Raw genomic sequence first — 18,356 nt, forward strand, 5'->3', positions numbered from 1 at the left:
CATTCCCCTTCCCTGCCGGTTACGGCAAATCTGTCTGTGTCACTATCATACTATATGTTTCAATATTTCTCAATATTTACGCCAATAAAAGCCTTACATTTTTCTGACGCTTATTGTCTTCGCTGTCTTGCGGCCTCGAACATAAGTACAGATGCAGCGACTGCTGCATTTAAGGATTCCACACGTCCCATCATAGGAATCCTTACCAGGGCGTCTGCCATAGCGGTGATTTCATCTGTAAGGCCGTTCCCTTCATTTCCAATTAAAAAGCCTGTATCAACAGTATAATCCTCTTTTTCATAATTATTCCTGCCTTCCAGATGAGCTGCATAAAGTCTTACTCCCTGGGCTTTTAAATTCTTTAACGTGCCGGGAAGGTCACTGGTGTAGAGAAACGGCACCCGGCAGACAGAACCCATAGTAGAACGGATCACCTTTGGATTGTAGATATCTGCCGTGGTATCATCCATAATAATGCCGGTGATCCCTGCACCTTCTCCTGCCCTTATTATGGTGCCTAAGTTTCCAGGATCCTGAATATTTTCAAGTATCATAAGGAATGCAGGAGAAGTGACGGATTGCAGATCCCCAACTTCATAGGAATACTGACGGACAAGAGCTAAAATGCCTTGAGGCGTCTGGGTATCAGACATAACAGAAAATACATCGTCCGCTACCGTTTCAAAGGGAAGTCCTTCTACCAGCTTCCGGCGGGATTCATCCTTTATAAAGCTTTCGGATACATAAACGCTGTCAATTCTGTCTCTTGGAATCTCCCGAAACATCCGTAAGCCTTCCGCTACAAAAAGTCCCGAAAGCTTCCTTGCCTTCGCTTTTTTTGCCAGATTCATTACCTGTTTTACTTTTGCATTGGCACTGCTGGTAATCATAACATACCTCTTTCTATAAATGATCCAATTCTTCCAGCCACAGACGACTTACTGCATCGCTTGGCATTCTTAAATCTCCCCTTGGTGATACCGCTACAGATCCAACCTTTGGACCATCCGGCATACAGGAGCGCTTGAACTGCTGGCTAAAGAATCGTTTGTAAAAGACCTTGAGCCATTTTAAAATAATCTCGTCCTCGTACTGGCCCTGAAATGCGTAAACTGCCATCCGATAGATTTTTTCCGGATGGTAGCCAAACCTTAGAATCTGGTACAGGAAGAAATCGTGAAGCTCGTAAGGCCCTACAAGGTCCTCTGTTTTCTGGGCGATTTCTCCGTCTTTTGGCGGCAGAAGCTCAGGACTGACCGGGGTATCAAGGACATCTAACAGTACCTCTTTTAAGGTCTCTTCCTCGCAGGTATCTGCATAATACCGCACCAGATGGCGCACCAAAGTCTTTGGTACCGACGCATTGACGCCATACATGGACATATGGTCACCGTTATAGGTGGCCCAGCCCAAGGCCAGCTCAGACATATCTCCCGTTCCGACTACCAGACCATTGAACTGGTTAGCCATGTCCATAAGGATCTGTGTTCTCTCCCTGGCCTGGGAGTTTTCGTACGTCACATCATGAACGTCAGGATCGTGTCCAATATCCCTGAAATGAATGGTAACCGCTTCTTTTATATTGACCTCAGTGAGCTCAGCCCCCAGTTCTTTTGTCAGCTGACAGGCATTCTGATACGTTCTGTCCGTAGTTCCAAAGCAGGGCATGGTCACCGCATGAATCTGATTTCTGGGTATCTCAAGCATATCAAAGGCTCTTGCTGTGATAAGAAGGGCAAGGGTAGAATCCAGACCTCCGGAAATACCGATGACCGCATTGCGGCATCCAGTATGAGAAAGTCTCTTTTTTAGCCCCATAGCCTGAATGGCAATGATTTCTTCACAGCGTCTACTTCTCTCCGCTTCATTATCCGGGACAAAGGGCCTTGGATCAATATGGCGTTTTAGATGAAGCTCTTCTTTTTTCATGCGGAAGGAAATGACGGTGTAATCGTTTCTGTCCGCAGGAGGAAATGTTGTCATCCGCCGTCTCTCATGATTGATGCGCTCTAAATCCATGTCTCCATATACGGTCTCGTTGCCAAACCGTTTGGATTCTGCCAGCAGCGTTCCATTTTCCGCAATGAGATTCTGGCCGCCAAACACGAGATCCTGCGTAGATTCCCCTTCTCCTGCATTGGAATAGATGTAGCCGCACACAAGGCAGGCAGAATGGCCTGTTATCAGGCTTCTTCTATATATATCCTTCCCTGTTGTTTCATCGCTGGCAGAACAGTTTACAATGACTGTAGCACCTGCCAGTGCGTGGCGGATGGAAGGCGGGTTTGGAACCCAGGCATCCTCGCAGACCTCGGCCGCTATCATAAGGCCTGGAATGTCCTCACAGGCAAAGATTAAGTTAGTTCCCATAGGGATATCCTGTCCTTCCCATTTGGTGAAAACAGGAATTTCATTGCCTGATTCAAAATAGCGGAGTTCATAGAATTCAGAGTAGTTAGGGAGATTCTTTTTTGGAACAATTCCAAGAATCTTCCCGTCCTGTACCGCTACGGCTGTATTATAAAGCTTTCCAAGGTTCTCCCATGGCATGCCGAGGAAAACAAGGATGTCATGGCCCTTGGTGGCCTTTAAAATCTCTTTCAGTTCCTTTTTTGCTTTGTGCAGCAGAGCATCCTGCCCAAAAAGATCTCCGCAGGTATAGGAAGTAAGACAAAGTTCAGGGAACACGATAATTTTTACATGGTTTCTAATTGCTTCTTTAATAAGCTCGCAGATTTTTTCCCGGTTAAATTCCGGATCTGCCACTTTTACGTCAGGGGTCGCTGCCGCAACCCGGATATATCCATGTTTCATCCTTATTTATCTCCTATCTTTTTATCAATGTCTTTAGGTATCCATTTTGTCTTTAAGGCGTAAATAATATCCATAATCGTCGTTGTTATCCATGTGATAGGATAACACCACATCACTGCTTCAAAACTGGGGAAAAATGGGACCAACAGATTAATGTATATCATTCGAAGAATACACATGTTTCCAACGCCGATCAGCATGGAAACTATGGTTCGCCCACTGCCTCTGATGCTGCCCATTAATATCTGATGAATGGCAAGAGTCCAGTAAAATGGGAGAAGAATCAGCATAGTGGCATTTCCATAAGCAATGACTTCTTTATCCGGCGAGAATATGGAAAGAATACGCTCGGCGTCTAAAAACAGTACAACGGAAATAAGCAGCGTGTATATCATGCTTATGATGATTCCCTGTAATATTCCCTGTTTCACCCGTTTCCATTTACCCGCACCGATGTTCTGACCGGTAAAGGTGGTTGCTGCCAGACAGAAGCTTTGAAGGGGCAGCATGGCGAAACCATCGATTTTCGAGTAAGCACCAAATCCAGCCATAGCAGCAGCTCCGTAGCTGTTTACATTGGCCTGGACCACAACGTTTGACAGAGAAATAATGGACTGCTGAATGCCGCTTGGGATTCCAAGCTTTAAGATTCTGTTCATCATCTTCTTATCGATTCGGATCTTTGATAAGATAAGCCGATGGCTTTCCTTTGTTTTCATCAGTGCCATCACTACCAGCACAGAAGAGACTGCCTGAGCGATAACCGTTGCAAATCCAGCGCCTGCCGTTCCCATTTGAAAGAGAACCACAAACACAAGATCCAGTACAATATTCACTACAGAGGAAACGCAAAGATAATAAAGAGGCCGTTTGGAATCTCCCACCGCCCTAAGGATTCCTGCCCCCATATTATACAACAGATTAAAAATGGAGCCCAGAAAGAAAATTCTCAAAAAGGAGATTGCGCCAGGCAAGACCTCAGCAGGTGTCCCCATCCAGATCAAAAGAACCGGGGACAAAATAACGCCAAGGATTGTCAAAAGGACGCCTCCTAACAGGCTTAAGGCAATGGATGTATGGACGGCATCATAAAGCTTTTCCTCATCCTTTGCTCCGTAATACTGGGATATGATAACTCCCGCTCCCGTACCGATTCCCATTGACATACCAATGATTAAATTGATCAGGGAATTGCTGGAACCTACGGCAGCCAGGGCTTCACTGCCCACGAAATTTCCTACAACGATGGAATCCGCGGTGTTGTAAAGCTGTTGAAATAGGTTTCCGATGAGAAGCGGCATGGAAAAAGCAAGTAGCTGTTTCCAAATAACACCTTCGGTCATAATTACATGATCTGCTCTTTGTTTTTTACTCACATGATCCTCCTGCTCTTCTCCAGTCCTCCCAATGTGTATTAGTATACATCCATTTTACCAAATTGGGAAGCCGGAGAATTTAAGGTTTACTTTTTCTGGTATTTCGTGTAAAATACACTAATATCCTACTAAACAGATAAGATTAATTAGGAAGGAGTTTTTTAGCAATGACATTTTCTACCAAGGGGCGTTATGCGCTTCGTATGATGCTTGAATTTGCACTTCATCCCAACGAATGCACAAAGATTAATCAGGTGGCTCAGCGCCAGGAAATTTCGGACAAGTACCTAGAACAGATTGTAACCATCCTAAGCCGGGCCGGTCTCGTGAAAAGCCGCAGAGGTGCCAAGGGAGGGTATTTTCTCACTAAGGATCCTTCGGAATATACCGTTGGCATGATTCTTCGGCTTGCTGAGGGCAGTTTAGTCCCAGTGGCCTGTATGGAGGATGAGGTAAACCACTGCCATCGTGCAGATATCTGTGCAAGCCTTATGGTATGGAAGAAGCTGGACGACGCAATCTCCGGTGTCATCGACAATATTACCCTTGCCGACCTGGTGGAAGAACAAAGAAGATTGGACCGTGAATATCATCATTATGAGATATAGTATCCGTAATACCCATACTTTAGCATGGAAATGCGCCTTGAGCGGCCTTTAAAGCCAATCAAGACGCATTTTTATTTATACTCTTTTAAGGCGGTTCGTTATAACTTTCCTGCCCTCTCCGCATACTTTCTGATGTCAGAAGCATTGGTAATCTTATGAATCAGACCTTCCTTTACCACTACCAGTGTAGGCGCCTGCATGATCCCAAGGGTCTGCGCCAGCTCTGCATTCTCCTCTGCATCCACAGCCTCATATTCTACATTCTCCAGGAATTCCTTTGCCGTGCGGCAGTTCGGACATGTCTTTGTGGTAAACAGATATGCTCCCGTTGGAATCTCTGTTTTCTTAGTAAGAATCTTCTCTGTTTTTTCCTCAGCAGCTGCCTTTTTCTTTGGCAGCCCCAGGGGATTATAGTTGATCCGGTTCTTATATTCCTGGGTTTTCCCCTCATTCCAGTTCTGTACCGGACGGTAATAACCAGTGATCCGGCTGTATACTTCTGCTGGCTTTTCACAGTGGGGACAGATCTTATGCTCTCCTGATAAGTACCCGTGCTCCGCGCAAATGGAATAGGTCGGGGACATGGTGTAATAAGGCAGCTTATAATGCTCCGCTATTGTTTTCACCAGCTTGGCAGCCGCCTGCCAGTCCGGGAGCTTCTCCCCTAAAAACGCATGGAATACCGTTCCGGAGGTATAAAGCGTCTGAAGCTCATCCTGGATATCCAGAGCATCGAAGATATCAGCCGTAAACTCCACGGGAAGGTGGGAGCTGTTGGTATAGTAAGGAGTATCTCCTTCCTTACCGGCAGTCTTAATTCCCGGATAGCGCTCTTTATCATGCTTGGCAAGACGGTAAGCCGTGGATTCTGCCGGAGTTGCTTCCAGATTATAAAGGTCGCCGTATTGCTCCTGATAATCGGAAAGCCTTTCTCTCATATGGTTTAATACGTCTTTTGTAAACTTCTGAGTTCTTGCCTTTGATAAATCTTCTTTCAGCCATCTGGCATTTAACCCTACTTCGTTCATTCCGATTAAGCCTATGGTTGAGAAATGATTTTCAAAGGTGCCAAGATACCGTTTCGTATAGGGATAGAGGCCCTGGTTTAAAAGCTTCGTAATGACCTCACGCTTTACTTTTAAGGACCTGGCGGAAATATCCATCATGTGATCCAGACGACTCATAAAGTCGGCTTCATCCTTAGCCAGATAAGCGATTCTTGGCATATTAATGGTCACAACGCCTACGGAACCGGTACTTTCGCCAGAGCCGAAGAAGCCTCCGGTCTTTCTTCTGAGTTCCCGCAGATCAAGGCGTAAGCGGCAGCACATGCTTCTTACATCGCTTGGCTCCATGTCGCTGTTTATATAGTTAGAAAAATAAGGAGTTCCATACTTGGATGTCATCTCAAAAAGAAGTCGGTTGTTTTCTGTGTCGGTCCAGTCAAAATCCTTTGTAATGGAATAGGTGGGAATGGGATACTGGAAGCCTCTTCCATTGGCATCCCCTTCGATCATGGTCTCGATAAACGCTTTATTGACCATATCCATTTCCAGTTTGCAGTCTTTGTACTTAAAATCCATCTCTTTCCCGCCTACGATGGCATTTAATTCTGCCATATCAGATGGTACCGTCCAGTCCAGAGTGATATTGGAAAAGGGTGCCTGTGTTCCCCAGCGGCTTGGCGTGTTTACGCCGAAGATAAAGCTCTCAATGCATTTTTTCACTTCTCCATAGGATAAGTTATCTGCCTTTACAAAAGGTGCCAGATACGTATCGAAGGAGGAGAACGCCTGGGCGCCAGCCCATTCATTCTGCATAATTCCAAGAAAATTAACCATCTGATTGCAAAGCACAGATAAATGCTTTGCCGGTGAAGAGGTTATCTTACCAGGAATACCGCCGAGCCCTTCCATTAAAAGCTGCTTTAAGGACCAGCCGGCACAGTAACCGGTCAGCATGGATAAATCATGAATATGTAAATCTGCATTTCTATGAGAATCTGCAATTTCCTGATCGTATATTTCTGAAAGCCAGTAATTTGCCGTAACAGCACCGGAATTGCTTAGGATCAGTCCTCCTACGGAATATGTAACCGTAGAATTTTCCTTGACCCTCCAGTCTTCCACCTTCACATAGTTGTTTACCACATCTTTGTAATCCAGAATCGTATTCTTCATATTCCGGACTTTCTCTCTCTGTTTTCTGTAAAGGATATAAGCCTTTGCCACATCCGTATAACCGGCCTGCTCTAACACATGCTCCACACTGTCCTGGATTTCCTCCACAGATACCTGGCTTTCTGACATCTTGGTCTGGAAATCTGCAGTTACCCGGAGAGACAACAACTGAAGAATCTCATCGTTATACTCCTTTTGTGTCGCCTTAAACGCTTTCTTAATGGCTTCTGTGATCTTAACTAGGCTGAATTCAGCTATTTCCCCATCTCTTTTAACTACCTGGATCATTAAAACCTAACTCCTTTCCTATAAGAACCCCTTTTTGACTTCAAAATCAAACACAAAAATATTATAACAGAGTGAAATCAAAAACACAATATGTAGATTGGTTTTTTAACACCACTTCTACATATTGTGTTTTCTTTCGTCGTTAATTAAATCGGCGCTGCCTTATAAACTGGCAAACAACTCCGATGGCACATAAGCACTTACATAGATACCGTCGTCCCGGTATTCTTCTGCCAACAGCTGTCCGTACTTACGGATCAGCTGGATCTTACCTGCTTCGTTGTAGGAATAAACTTTTTCTAAATGTATTTTCTGATTTCGTAAAATCGTTTCCACAAGGCTTAAAAGATCGTCAAGCCCCTCTCCTGTCCTGGCTGAAATCCTTACCTGATGATCAGAGGTAACGTCCCGAAGAGTGGTATGAGGGTCTGCTTCATCCATTTTGTTAAAAACAGTTACCATCACCTTATCGCTGACCTCCAGTTCCCTTAAGGTCTCATACACCACATACATCTGCATATCCATGTTAGGATTTGAGGCATCTACCACGTGAAGAATGATATCGCTGTATTTCGCCTCCTCCAGCGTGCTTTTAAAGGCTTCAATCAGATGATGAGGCAGCTTTCTGATAAATCCTACGGTATCCGTAAGAAGTATCTGCTGTCCGCCAGGAAGGTTTAGGTTCCTGGTGGTAGGATCCAGAGTTGCAAACAGCTTGTCTTCCGCCAGAATTCCTGCGTCGGTAAGCCGGTTAAGCAAAGTGGATTTTCCCGCATTGGTATAGCCTACAATAGCCGCCACGGTTACGTGATTCTTATCTCTCTGCTGCCTTGCGACTTCCCGGTGGCGTTTTACATCCTCAAGCTCCGCTTTTAAGATACTGATTCGGTCGTGTATCAACCGGCGGTCCATCTCCAGCTTCTTCTCTCCAGGTCCCCTGGTTCCGATTCCGCCTCCCAGACGGGATAAAGAGCTTCTAAGCCCCACCAGACGGGCGGCCCTGTATTTTAACTGGGCAAGCTCCACCTGAATCTTTCCCTCTCTGGTACTGGCCCTGGCAGCAAAGATATCGAGGATTACCATGGTTCGGTCCATCACCTTCATATCCAGCGCCTGTTCCAGATTCCGAAGCTGCGCAGGAGAAAGCTCATCATCACAAACAACACCTGTGGCGCCAAGCTCCCACGCCCGTTCCTTTACTTCCTGGATCTTCCCCTTTCCAAAATAGGTTCCTGGATGGATCTTCTCCCGGTTCTGTATCATCTTATCCACAGTCACTGCTCCCGCTGTTTTCACAAGCTCTTCCAGCTCATCAACGGAAGCGATGGTATCATCCCCATCTCCTGTACTGACAGCGATGAGAATGACCTTTTCTTCTATTTCTTTTAAATCAATTAGTTCTCCCATAGATTCAACCAACCTATCTCGTCTTTAAAAATGTGATCTCCCGCTCCGCCGCCTCATCCGGACCGTGAACGGAGACATACTTCTGCATCAATGTCAGGGCCTCTTTAAAATCTCCCTTATACTCCATGGCGACTGCCTGATTAAATAAGAGCTCAGGCACCTCACCGCTGTCTTCCAAGGAAAGACCCTGGTCATAATAACTTAAGGCGGAATCATAGTCTTTCTTTGCTATACTTAAAAGCCCCAGCTGATTGTAGAGTCTGGCACTTTTTTGCCCTGCTGTTATAGCCGCCTGGTAAAGAGCCATGGCATCATCGAAAGCTCCGTTCTTTTCCATAAGAGCTCCTACGGATAGAAGGGCGTTTAGTTTTCCCGGGGATTTAAAATCTTTTTCCGTTTCCCCGCTCTTTTTATAATCCTCCAAGGCTCCGGTTAAATCTCCGGCTTCCGCTCTTGATATGGAACGCAGATTTAAATATTCCGGTTTTTTACCGTCAGCTTTTATGAGTTTATCATAGGTTTCTCCAGCTTCCTTATAATTACCTGCTAAAAACTCTGCTTCCGCCCGATATTTTAATATATCGATATCCACCTTCTGGACCAGACCTTTTGAGGAATGAATGGCCTTATCAAAGGATGCGATTGCCTCCTCATAATTGCCTTCCTGTAAGGCAGTGATCCCTGCATCCCGGTACGTATATCTGCTGTCTTTGCCTCCGCAGCCCTGGGATAAGGTAATCACCAGACCAATAAGGACAGCAAATGCTGCATATCCAGTCTTTTTTCTCATGCTATTATCTCCAACTTTATAAAAGCTATGAATGTTATTGTTTTCCCGTGCTTCCGTGACCGCCCCGGTCCTCATTAGTCAGCATGTCCACCTCTGAAAATTCAAAGGCAGGCTGATGCTCCATGATACGGAATTGGCAGATTCTGTCATTGATATGAATGACGGTGTCTCTTAAGGCATAAGCTGGAAAGAACCACTGGTCATTATCTCCGCAATAGGTCTCGTCAATGATTCCCATGCTGTTCGTCTGAATAATGCCGTAATTTTTAAAGGTACTGCTTCTTGGAACCACGTGTGCCTCATAGCCAGCCGGAAGTTCCATGGCAATGCCAAGAGGAATCAGCTTAAACTCACCAGCCTTCATCTCCACTTCCTTAGCCGCTCTTAAGTCGATCCAGTCTGACTTTCCGCCGATATAGGAGAGACGCTCGATCTCCTCTGTAAAATACTTTATTTTAATGGTCCCTGTCACCTTATTTCCTCCTGTAAATCCTCTTTTTTCTTATCTTCTTCTGTCATTAGATCTCCGCTGCCAGTAAGTTCTTCTTCTACTTCCATACGGATCTCAGCCGCTACCACAGGATCTGCAACCGGCAGATTCTGAGTGGAGCCAATGCCGAATCTTCTTAAAAATTCTTCTGTTGTAGCAAACAGTGCCGGCCGTCCAGGGGCATCAAGCCGCCCTACCTCGTAAACCAGATTATATTCTACCAGCTTATTGACCGCATGATCTGATTTAACACCTCTGATTTTTTCGATCTCCAGCTTTGTAACAGGCTGTTTATAGGCAATGATGGAGAGAGTCTCCAAAACCACATCGGATAGTACCTGTTTTTTAGGTGTAGCTGCCACACGGATCAAATGTTCATAATATTCAGAACGGGTGCACATCTGATAGCTGTTTTCAAGCTCTATGATCTGCATGCCCCGCTTCCCTGTATCATAACGTTTTTTCAGGCGGAGAACTGCTTCTCTTGCAGCGTTTTCATCCTGTCCAATGGCTGCGGCAAGACGGCTTAATTCCACAGAATTGCCCATGGTAAAAAGAACTGCTTCAATCACTGCTTCCCAGGCTTTTTCCTCTTTTGTGATCTTCTTTAGCCCTTCCTCAAAAAGAGTTTCTTTATCCATCTGCTTCTTCTCCCCTGATTCCTTGTTCATCTTCCATCAAATCCGTTAAATCAAGCTCTCCTTCTTCCCCTTCCTCTTCCAGGGTCTCAATGAGCATATCATCAAACAAATACTCCTGGGTCAAACGGATCTTTCCGATCTTCATCAGCTCCAGGAGCGCTAAAAACGTTACTACAACTTCCACTTTATCCGTCTGCCTCTCCAGCATCTTGCGAAAGGAAAACTTACGGTGCTGTCTGGCATAGGTCATAACGGATAAGATCTTGTCCTCCAGACTGACGGCTTCCTTTTTGATGTTGCCGAAGCTGCTTCTGATCGGATCGATCCGGTCAGACTTTCGCTTCGTCACCTGTCTGAAAATTTCCTGGAGCTTTGCCAGGGTAAGTCCGTCAAGGAGCTTATCCAAATCAACCGGCGGCTCATACTTTGCCACCTCTGGCGGAAGGGTGTTGTCTTTATAAAACAGGCGGTCAGCTCCTACCTCCCGGTCCTTTAATTCCAAAGACATGTATTTGTAATATTTGTATTCTAAAAGACGCGCTACCAGTTCTGCTCTGGGATCTTCCTCTTCCCCGTCTTCGTTCACTTCTTTTGGAAGAAGCATGCGTGCCTTAATATCAATCAGTGTTGCTGCCATAACAAGGAACTCGCTGACAATGTTTAAATCCTCTGTTTCCATGTTACTGACATACTCCAAGTACTGTTCCGTAATGGTCGCAATGGGAATATCATAAATATTCACTTTATTCTTTTCAATCAAATGAAGCAGCAGGTCTAGCGGCCCCTCAAAAATATCCAGTTTATAAGAGATTCCCATACATTCCTCCAACGCACATCTAATGCACCACGGACTAGTATAACAAATCCTGCTTCATCTGTAAATATATGCCAGCCCCAAAATCATGTTTTCCGTTTTAAATCCACTACTACCAGTTGGGGTTTGTTGTTGAATCTGATATTAATGGAGTGGGTCCCAAGGCCTCTGCTGACTATCATATACCTGCCGTCCTCTTCAAAGGTCCCGGCGCAATAGGGGTTGAAAAACTGAAATTGGGGAGTCATTACCCCGCCTAGAACAGGAAGTCTTATGGTTCCTCCATGAAAATGTCCTGAAAGGGTCAAATCAGCTCCCCAGCTCTTGCATCCACGAAAATAAAGGGGGGAATGGCACAGAAGAATCTGAAACTGTTTTCTCTCTGCCTTTCCCACCTTTTTTTCAATGCGTTCCCTGGTCAATTCTTCCCGATGAAACTTTTTGTAATAAGGGTATTCCAAATCAATACCAGTCACAGCCAGATCCTGGCCAAAAAGCTCTGTTGCGTTTTCAAGAACCTTTACGCCCATGTTCTTTAAGCTGTCTCTGTACTCCTCGTACTGCTTTCCATAGACCTCCGGCTGCCAGCACATCCTGTTTTCATGATTGCCGTTTCCGCAGATCACCGGATAGCGGTCCGTCAGCTTCTCAAAAAGACTTAGAGGGACCATGGTATCCGCACTTCCCTTGCTGACGAGCATATCACCGCCCACAAGAATCAGTTCCGGACTGATCCGGTCAATGGCATCAAGTAACTTCTGGTTATTCTCACCGAATTCATGATTGTGTAAATCAGAAAGAAATAAAATCCGATGATCCTTTCTGACTTTATGGCTTTTAAGAACAATATGTTCCTCGGAAAGCTGTTCCTTTTCATATTCTGAACGCAATAAAAAGCCTGCGATGGCAGCGAGACAAAAAACTCCGGCAGCAAATAACATATGGTTTTCCTCAACTTCCGTTTTATTTTCCTGCTGTCTTTTCATCATACAATGAACTGCCTGCATCGTCAAGGCTTAAGAAAACCAGTCTCCTGCCAGATATTCAATGACCAGATTCGGCAGTATTACCATTAAGCCAATTCCTACGCTCATAACAATGGTACTAAAAAGATACTCTTTATATCCCTGAGTTCCTGGCTGAGGGGGAACCGTAAACGCAAGGCGGTAGATGGAACAACAAATAACCAAAAAACAAATCAGATAAAAAATTGCATTAAAGACATTTCTTTTCATTCGTATAATCCTCCTTGCATATAATATACGCCAATTATGGATAATATGCAATACCAGATACTCACGGTTTAATTATGGTTAGAGGTGACATATATGATTGTTTATGACAGGCTGTGGGAGACCATGAAAAAGAAAAACGTCAGCCAGTATCATCTGATTAAGTATTATAAGGTTAGTGCCGGACAAATCGGCAGGCTTAAGAAAAATAATTTTGTATCCACCCATACCATTGATATGCTCTGCAAAATATTAGATTGCAGCGTAGAGGAAATTATGGAATACCGGGCGGATATTATGGAAGTCTCCACCGAAACAGATCAGGAAACGTAAAAGCCAGGACTGACCGCTTTAAAGTATGACCCAAAATGAAAAAAGAGCCTGTCCGGCTCTTTTTTTACGTATAGAACAAGGATTACTTTACCCATACACCTGACCCGTTCACCTGATAACCATCGGGTGTTGTAGTATTCTTTAGCATAATCCCATCTCCGCCTAAATAATACCACAGGCCGCTGCTTTCTACCCAGTAATTGCGAGCCATGGCGCCGCTTGGTTTTAAGTAATACCAGGTGCCGCTTGATAATTCCCGCCAGCCGGTTGCCATGGTTCCATCTGGATTAAAATAATAATCTGCTCCATCGATATTCAGCCATTGACTGGCTGCTTTATTCCCATCCTGTCTTTTATAATACCAATGGCTGCCACTTTTCTCCCAGCCACCAGTAGAATTCTGTGTTAGAGTGTTCCCACTGCCTTTTACAGAAAACCCGTAGTCTAACAGAGCCTTTGTATCTGCGTAGTGGGTAGACTTACTTTTCATCACAACGGCAATCAGACGGACTCCGTTCTTCTCTGCACAAGTAACCAGGGTATTGCCTGCTGCTGAGGTATAGCCTGTCTTTCCTCCGATGACACCGGGATAATACCTTGCGTCTGTGGAATTAATCATCTTATGTCCCATGGTTATGGTTCTGGCCCCTGCTTTTTTCGTTGCAGGTATCTGGTAACTTACTGTGGAGGTCACCTTTCTCACCTTATCATTCTGGAACGCCGCTCTTGCAATGAGAGCCATATCCCGGGGCGTCGTATAATGGCCGGAATTTGTAAGGCCATTGGGATTGACGAAATTCGTATTGGTACACCCAAGCTCTTTGGCTTTTGCATTCATAAGAGCTGCAAAGCCACTGACGCTGCCTGAAACATGCTCTGCCAGTCCATTGGCCACTTCATTGGCGGATTTCAGCATAAGACCGTAAAGGCTCTGTTCCACTGTAAGGCGGTCACCTTCCACCAGTCCTAAGGTAACGGCTCCTGATTCCATATTGGTTGTGGCTGTCTTTGAATATACGACCGTATCCGATAAATTCGTCCGCTCAGCTACGAGGAGTGCTGTCATTAACTTCGTTATGCTGGCGGGGTAATATCTGGTCTCAGCATTCTTTCCATATAGAATCGTACCAGTCTGGGCATCTAGTAAGACTGCGCCCTCTGAGGCGATCTGAGGCTGAGCTACATTGGAAGCATTTGCGGTATTTGCTGCGTTGCCTGTGCTTACAGAGCTTCCTGAATTTGCTGTATTGCCTGTGCTTTGTGAAGCGGCTGGCTCTGTTGTTTGTGTGCTGCTTCCTGGTAGTCCTGCCCCTGGTCCGGTTGAGTTTTCCGTATTCTGGCCGGTAGAACCCGGAAAGGGCTGGACCACAGGAACATCACCATAGGTGGGCATTGATGCGAGTATACTGAAAACGATTGCCAGACTGCATCGTCTGAGTGATTTTTTTGTCATTTCCTCTTCTCCTGTAAATATGTACCTGCTCGTCTATTTTCTTCCAACAGTATATCACATAATCCAAATTTTTCCGCTTAAATTTTTCTTACAAACTTATGGCAAAAAGCGCATCACCCGGATGGATAATGCGCTTTTACTAAAAGTTCTGTTCCCTATATTCTTTTTCCAGCTCTTCCAGCCGGTCCATGGCAACATTTAAAATTTCCGCATGATCGAACGCCAGTTTCTCCTGTTCCAGCATATCAATCGCTGGTAAAAGTTCGATCTCCGTCTCCTTCTTCCACATCAGTCCCTGACGGTGATAGGTCTCGGTGATACGGTATGTCATATAAATATGATCTTCGTCGTTTTCAACTGTGAGTGAATAGGTCGATCCGTTTTCCAAATCGGAAAGCTTCTTTTTCCTTACCTTGAACCAGCCAGCTTTTTCTGCATCATCAGATGCCATAGGATTTAACTGATCTTTTGGTACGGCAGCCAGGTACGATACGGATATCACTCTGGTCCTGGGGTCCCTCTTTACAGCGCCCCAGGTATAGAGCTGCTCTAAGCTTATCCCTTCTACCCCTGTCTCTTCATAAAGCTCTCTGGCAGCCGCTTCTTCCAGCGACTCATCAAGACCTGCAAAACCTCCTGGTATTGCCCAATGTCCGATGTAAGGATGATTTTTCCGCCGGATTAAAAGGATTTCCGCTTCCGCATCTTCCTCTTCTAAATCCATCGCAAAAATCAGCACATCAACCGTCACGGATGGACGTTCATAATCCCCCGGACGATACTGCAAAAGAAACTCCTTTTCCGTCAATCCCTCTTCATTCTTTCGTTCCATTCTGTCCTTCTTCCTACCAGAATCTTAGAATACCGTTTGCAAAGTCCAATGATGACTACACTCTGCCACAGCTAGAATACTGGATTTCCTATGGTTATCAAACAGGCCTGCCCAGGGGCACTGCCTGAAGTCTTTCACCGTTATGTTCTCCTGATTTCCATCCTCTGCTAATTAAAGTCTGCTTATATACTATACACAAAGATTGACGCTGTATCAACTATTTTATAAAAAGATTATATTTACAACTGGTAAATTTTAACGGTAAAATAAAACTTCATGGAATAAAATATTAACATTTCTGAAATACTATTGTACTGTGAAAACGAGTATGATATAATCCACCAAAGTTGATCAATAAAATCCTGACCACAAGAACGGAGAATGGTGACTTATAATGAAAAGTCTATTAAAGAAATACAGCCACGCCTGGTTGCTGGGCTACGCTTTTATTTATCTTCCATGGTTTATGTACCTGGAAAAAACGGTAACAAGCAACTACCATATCATGTATATTGCACTTGATGATCTGATTCCATTTAATGAATATTTCATCATACCTTATCTTTTATGGTTTTTTTATGTGGCTGGTGCCATAGGATTCTTTTTCCTTACCGACGTAAAAAGCTATTACAAGCTTTGTACCATGCTTTTTACGGGAATGACTATCAGCCTTATGATCTGCACTGTATTTCCTAATGGAACGGATTTCAGGCCTGTCATAGACCCTACAAAAAATATTTTTGCTAAGACGGTTTCTTATCTTTATGCCGCAGATACTTGTACCAACGTATTCCCAAGCATCCATGTGTACAATTCCATTTGTGTGCATCTGGCTGTTATAAGAAGCGAAGGATTGAGGAAACATCATTTGGTCAAGACTGCTTCCTTTGTACTGATGGTTTCCATCTGTCTTGCCACTGTATTTTTAAAACAGCATTCCGCATTTGATGGCTTTGGTGCCATGTCTATGGCTTATGTTATGTATTACTTCGTTTACGCAGGAAATTATGAGCCCAGTAGAAAAAAGGTTTCCGAAAAGGCAATTGGGTAACAAACAGGGTATCGCAAAATCACATTTCATTGAGTGATTAGGCGGTACCCTTTATTTCTGCAGGATAACAAAAAGAGTAAACCACTCCCCACTGGATAAACACAGGACTATGAGTCTGTATTTATATTCAGGTTGTGATTTACTCCGGTTATTAATTAAACCCAAAGAACTTCTGAGTCATTTTATAAATTGCAATTGGAAATTTCATGCCACTTTTTCCGGGAAGATTGAGTCCCTGGCCCATGAATCCCCATCGAAGGCGGAGAAACAGTTTTAAATTCAGCTTTCTTAAATGCTGCCACAGCTCTCTTTTCTTTTCTAAGTTTTCCTCAGTTCCTGATTTGATTGCCAGAATGGAGGAAATCGTCATCATGATTTCCAGATACCGAACCATATAGCGGCGAAGCTTTCGCTGCTTGATTTTCATGATATCATAGTAACCAAGCATCAGCTTTGTCACTCGAATCTGCTGGTCAATCCGCCCGATCATCACCTGTTCGTTTACAGACTGATCTTCTCTTCCGATAAAATACCGGTAAAAATTTACGTCAAGGTAATACATGGTCTTAACGTGAGGTAAGGGCTGATATACAAAAATATTGTCTACATAGAAGGTATGCTTTGGAAGCTCCAGTCCGCATTGTTTTAAAAGGTCTGTCCGGTAAATCACCGAATGCATCAGAATGTACTGGCCAAGGATAAATACTTTAACATCATCCCAGTCAAATAATTCATTCTTTGGAAGAGCTGATCTGTAGTTCATCACCTTTTTCCGTTTTACCCCTTCTTTTTCATAAACAAAATTGCTGATCAGCATATCCAGGGTCTTTTCACCGTATACAAAGTCTCTTAAGGTATTTAATATTTCCATATAAGCGGAATAATCTACCCAGTCATCGCTGTCTACTACTTTAAAATAAATACCGGTGGCATTTCTAAGTCCGGCATTGACGGCCTCTCCATGGCCTCCGTTCTCCTGATGAATCGCTTTGCAGATGGTTGGATATCTGCTTTCATATTCATCAGCAATGGCTCCTGTATTATCTTTCGTTGAGCCATCATCTACGATAAGAATCTCAACTTCTTCTCCGCCGGGCAACAGTGATTCAATGCAGTGCCTCATGTAAGATTCAGAATTATAGCAAGGAATTGCTACAGATAAGAGTTTCACACCAAATCCTCCTTTAATTGATTTTTTCTATAAATCTGCATTGCACTAAATATCGATACGAGGAAAGACAAAATGGCTGTAACTGCCATCGCTGTCCCATTCTCCCTTCCTGCCAGCAATGTCCCTAAAGCTGTATTTGTAATAAGCAGGGACAGTAAATTGGCTGATATATGAAGAAGGATAGGTGCCAGCAAAGTATACGACACCTCATAAAGCCAGGCAAGTGCGATTCCAATGATAAAAGCGTACACTCCCTGAGGGAGATTTCCATGATAAATCCCAAATAATGCCGCGGATATCAGGGCAGACGGCATAAAGGAGAGTCTGTCCCTTAAGGCGGCAAAGCAAAGACCTCTGAAAATAAATTCTTCGGCAATGGGTATTAAAATTCCGGCAGCTCCAATCTGCATTAGAACCGGCGGTGTATAAATTGCTTTCTTCGCCTCTTCATAGGCTGGGGATAAGTTAGCCAGCCTTGTAATCGCCACGATTTCATTGCCAAACACGCATAAAGCTGCTCCAAACAGCAGAATATACCATAGAGAGCCATAAAGCTTGCTGTTCATGGCAGGTTTACTGCGCTCCCTTTGATCTCTCCGGTATAAGAGATAGAGAAAAGGCGTACACAGGATAGAGGACAAAGCAGCTGAAGTTAATGCACTTAACTTAAAATTCAGAAACAATAAGCTGGAAACTCCGGTATAAAAAAACATTGGAACTATGAGATGGAGTATCAATGGTATCATGAATAGGAGTCCTTTCGCTTTTTAGTTTCTTTCTAAACATTATACCACCTGATCTTAAGATATCCATAATTATTTTTATAATTCTTTCGAAAAATTACCATACCTTTTTCTTCATATTCTTCCATTCCTT

At 44.1% G+C, this 18,356-nt stretch carries 18 protein-coding genes; 3 read left to right on the forward strand and 15 right to left on the reverse strand.

Annotated elements, in window-relative coordinates; all coding sequences use genetic code 11:
• Positions 1-110 precede the first annotated feature (110 nt).
• The 3 genes from T546_RS0106455 to T546_RS0106465 are packed head-to-tail and all read right to left on the reverse strand — an operon-like array spanning position 111 to position 4,157.
• A complete protein-coding gene (locus tag T546_RS0106455) occupies positions 111-890 on the reverse strand; it encodes a TrmH family RNA methyltransferase (protein ID WP_026890917.1) in 780 nt (259 codons plus the stop codon).
• A 13-nt stretch (positions 891-903) separates the two neighbouring features.
• Complete coding sequence (locus T546_RS0106460) at positions 904-2,814, reverse strand: NAD(+) synthase (protein ID WP_026890918.1); 1,911 nt, start codon at positions 2,812-2,814, stop codon at positions 904-906.
• 2 nt (positions 2,815-2,816) lie between these two features.
• Entirely contained in the window at positions 2,817-4,157 is a 1,341-nt protein-coding gene (locus T546_RS0106465) for an MATE family efflux transporter (RefSeq protein WP_034598210.1), read from the reverse strand.
• A 200-nt stretch (positions 4,158-4,357) separates the two neighbouring features.
• Between T546_RS0106465 and T546_RS0106470 the strand changes: the two genes are divergently transcribed.
• Positions 4,358-4,798: an RrF2 family transcriptional regulator gene (locus T546_RS0106470; protein WP_024836337.1), complete on the forward strand. Its 441-nt coding sequence runs from the start codon at positions 4,358-4,360 to the stop codon at positions 4,796-4,798.
• Between the two features lie 98 nt (positions 4,799-4,896).
• On the opposite strand, the gene T546_RS0106475 is transcribed toward T546_RS0106470, so the two are convergent.
• From T546_RS0106475 to T546_RS0106510, 8 genes are all read right to left on the reverse strand, one after another.
• On the reverse strand, positions 4,897-7,266 hold the full coding sequence (locus tag T546_RS0106475) for a ribonucleoside triphosphate reductase (protein WP_026890920.1): 2,370 nt from the start codon (positions 7,264-7,266) through the stop codon (positions 4,897-4,899).
• A gap of 162 nt (positions 7,267-7,428) precedes the next feature.
• Positions 7,429-8,673 carry a GTPase HflX gene (gene hflX / locus T546_RS0106480; protein WP_026890921.1) on the reverse strand — a complete coding sequence of 415 codons (1,245 nt, stop codon included), beginning with the start codon at positions 8,671-8,673 and terminating at the stop codon, positions 7,429-7,431.
• Positions 8,674-8,686: 13 nt separating this feature from the next.
• Entirely contained in the window at positions 8,687-9,463 is a 777-nt protein-coding gene (locus T546_RS0106485) for a tetratricopeptide repeat protein (protein ID WP_026890922.1), read from the reverse strand.
• A gap of 34 nt (positions 9,464-9,497) precedes the next feature.
• On the reverse strand, positions 9,498-9,935 hold the full coding sequence (locus tag T546_RS0106490; RefSeq protein WP_026890923.1) for a dUTP diphosphatase: 438 nt from the start codon (positions 9,933-9,935) through the stop codon (positions 9,498-9,500).
• Positions 9,932-10,594 (reverse strand): SMC-Scp complex subunit ScpB, encoded by a 663-nt coding sequence (gene scpB / locus T546_RS0106495; RefSeq protein WP_026890924.1) that lies wholly within the window; start codon positions 10,592-10,594, stop codon positions 9,932-9,934. The genes T546_RS0106490 and scpB overlap by 4 nt, the downstream gene beginning before the upstream one ends.
• Positions 10,587-11,411: a segregation and condensation protein A gene (locus T546_RS0106500; RefSeq protein ID WP_026890925.1), complete on the reverse strand. Its 825-nt coding sequence runs from the start codon at positions 11,409-11,411 to the stop codon at positions 10,587-10,589. The genes scpB and T546_RS0106500 overlap by 8 nt, the downstream gene beginning before the upstream one ends.
• Positions 11,412-11,494: 83 nt before the next feature.
• Complete coding sequence (locus T546_RS0106505; protein ID WP_026890926.1) at positions 11,495-12,349, reverse strand: metallophosphoesterase; 855 nt, start codon at positions 12,347-12,349, stop codon at positions 11,495-11,497.
• A 75-nt stretch (positions 12,350-12,424) separates the two neighbouring features.
• Positions 12,425-12,643, reverse strand: coding sequence for a hypothetical protein (locus T546_RS0106510; RefSeq protein ID WP_026890927.1), 219 nt, complete (start codon positions 12,641-12,643; stop codon positions 12,425-12,427).
• Between the two features lie 93 nt (positions 12,644-12,736).
• Here T546_RS0106510 and T546_RS22935 point away from each other — a divergent pair, with 93 nt between their 5' ends.
• A complete protein-coding gene (locus T546_RS22935; protein ID WP_024836346.1) occupies positions 12,737-12,973 on the forward strand; it encodes a helix-turn-helix domain-containing protein in 237 nt (78 codons plus the stop codon).
• Positions 12,974-13,055: 82 nt separating this feature from the next.
• Here T546_RS22935 and T546_RS0106520 read toward each other — a convergent pair whose 3' ends face one another.
• Both T546_RS0106520 and T546_RS0106525 read right to left on the reverse strand, forming a co-directional pair.
• Entirely contained in the window at positions 13,056-14,426 is a 1,371-nt protein-coding gene (locus T546_RS0106520; protein ID WP_026890928.1) for a serine hydrolase, read from the reverse strand.
• A gap of 139 nt (positions 14,427-14,565) precedes the next feature.
• Positions 14,566-15,258 (reverse strand): NUDIX domain-containing protein, encoded by a 693-nt coding sequence (locus T546_RS0106525; protein ID WP_026890929.1) that lies wholly within the window; start codon positions 15,256-15,258, stop codon positions 14,566-14,568.
• Between the two features lie 394 nt (positions 15,259-15,652).
• Here T546_RS0106525 and T546_RS0106530 point away from each other — a divergent pair, with 394 nt between their 5' ends.
• Positions 15,653-16,309: a phosphatase PAP2 family protein gene (locus T546_RS0106530; RefSeq protein WP_026890930.1), complete on the forward strand. Its 657-nt coding sequence runs from the start codon at positions 15,653-15,655 to the stop codon at positions 16,307-16,309.
• Positions 16,310-16,460: 151 nt separating this feature from the next.
• Here the strand turns inward: T546_RS0106530 and T546_RS0106535 are convergent, their stop codons facing one another.
• Together T546_RS0106535 and T546_RS0106540 are read right to left on the reverse strand one after the other, a co-directional pair.
• On the reverse strand, positions 16,461-17,480 hold the full coding sequence (locus tag T546_RS0106535; RefSeq protein WP_026890931.1) for a glycosyltransferase family 2 protein: 1,020 nt from the start codon (positions 17,478-17,480) through the stop codon (positions 16,461-16,463).
• Complete coding sequence (locus T546_RS0106540) at positions 17,477-18,046, reverse strand: CPBP family intramembrane glutamic endopeptidase (protein WP_166429800.1); 570 nt, start codon at positions 18,044-18,046, stop codon at positions 17,477-17,479. Before T546_RS0106540 ends, T546_RS0106535 begins: the two co-directional genes overlap by 4 nt.
• Positions 18,047-18,356: the final 310 nt, after the last annotated feature.

The organism is [Clostridium] aerotolerans DSM 5434, from assembly GCF_000687555.1.
Classification (GTDB): Bacteria; Bacillota; Clostridia; order Lachnospirales; family Lachnospiraceae; genus Lacrimispora; species Lacrimispora aerotolerans.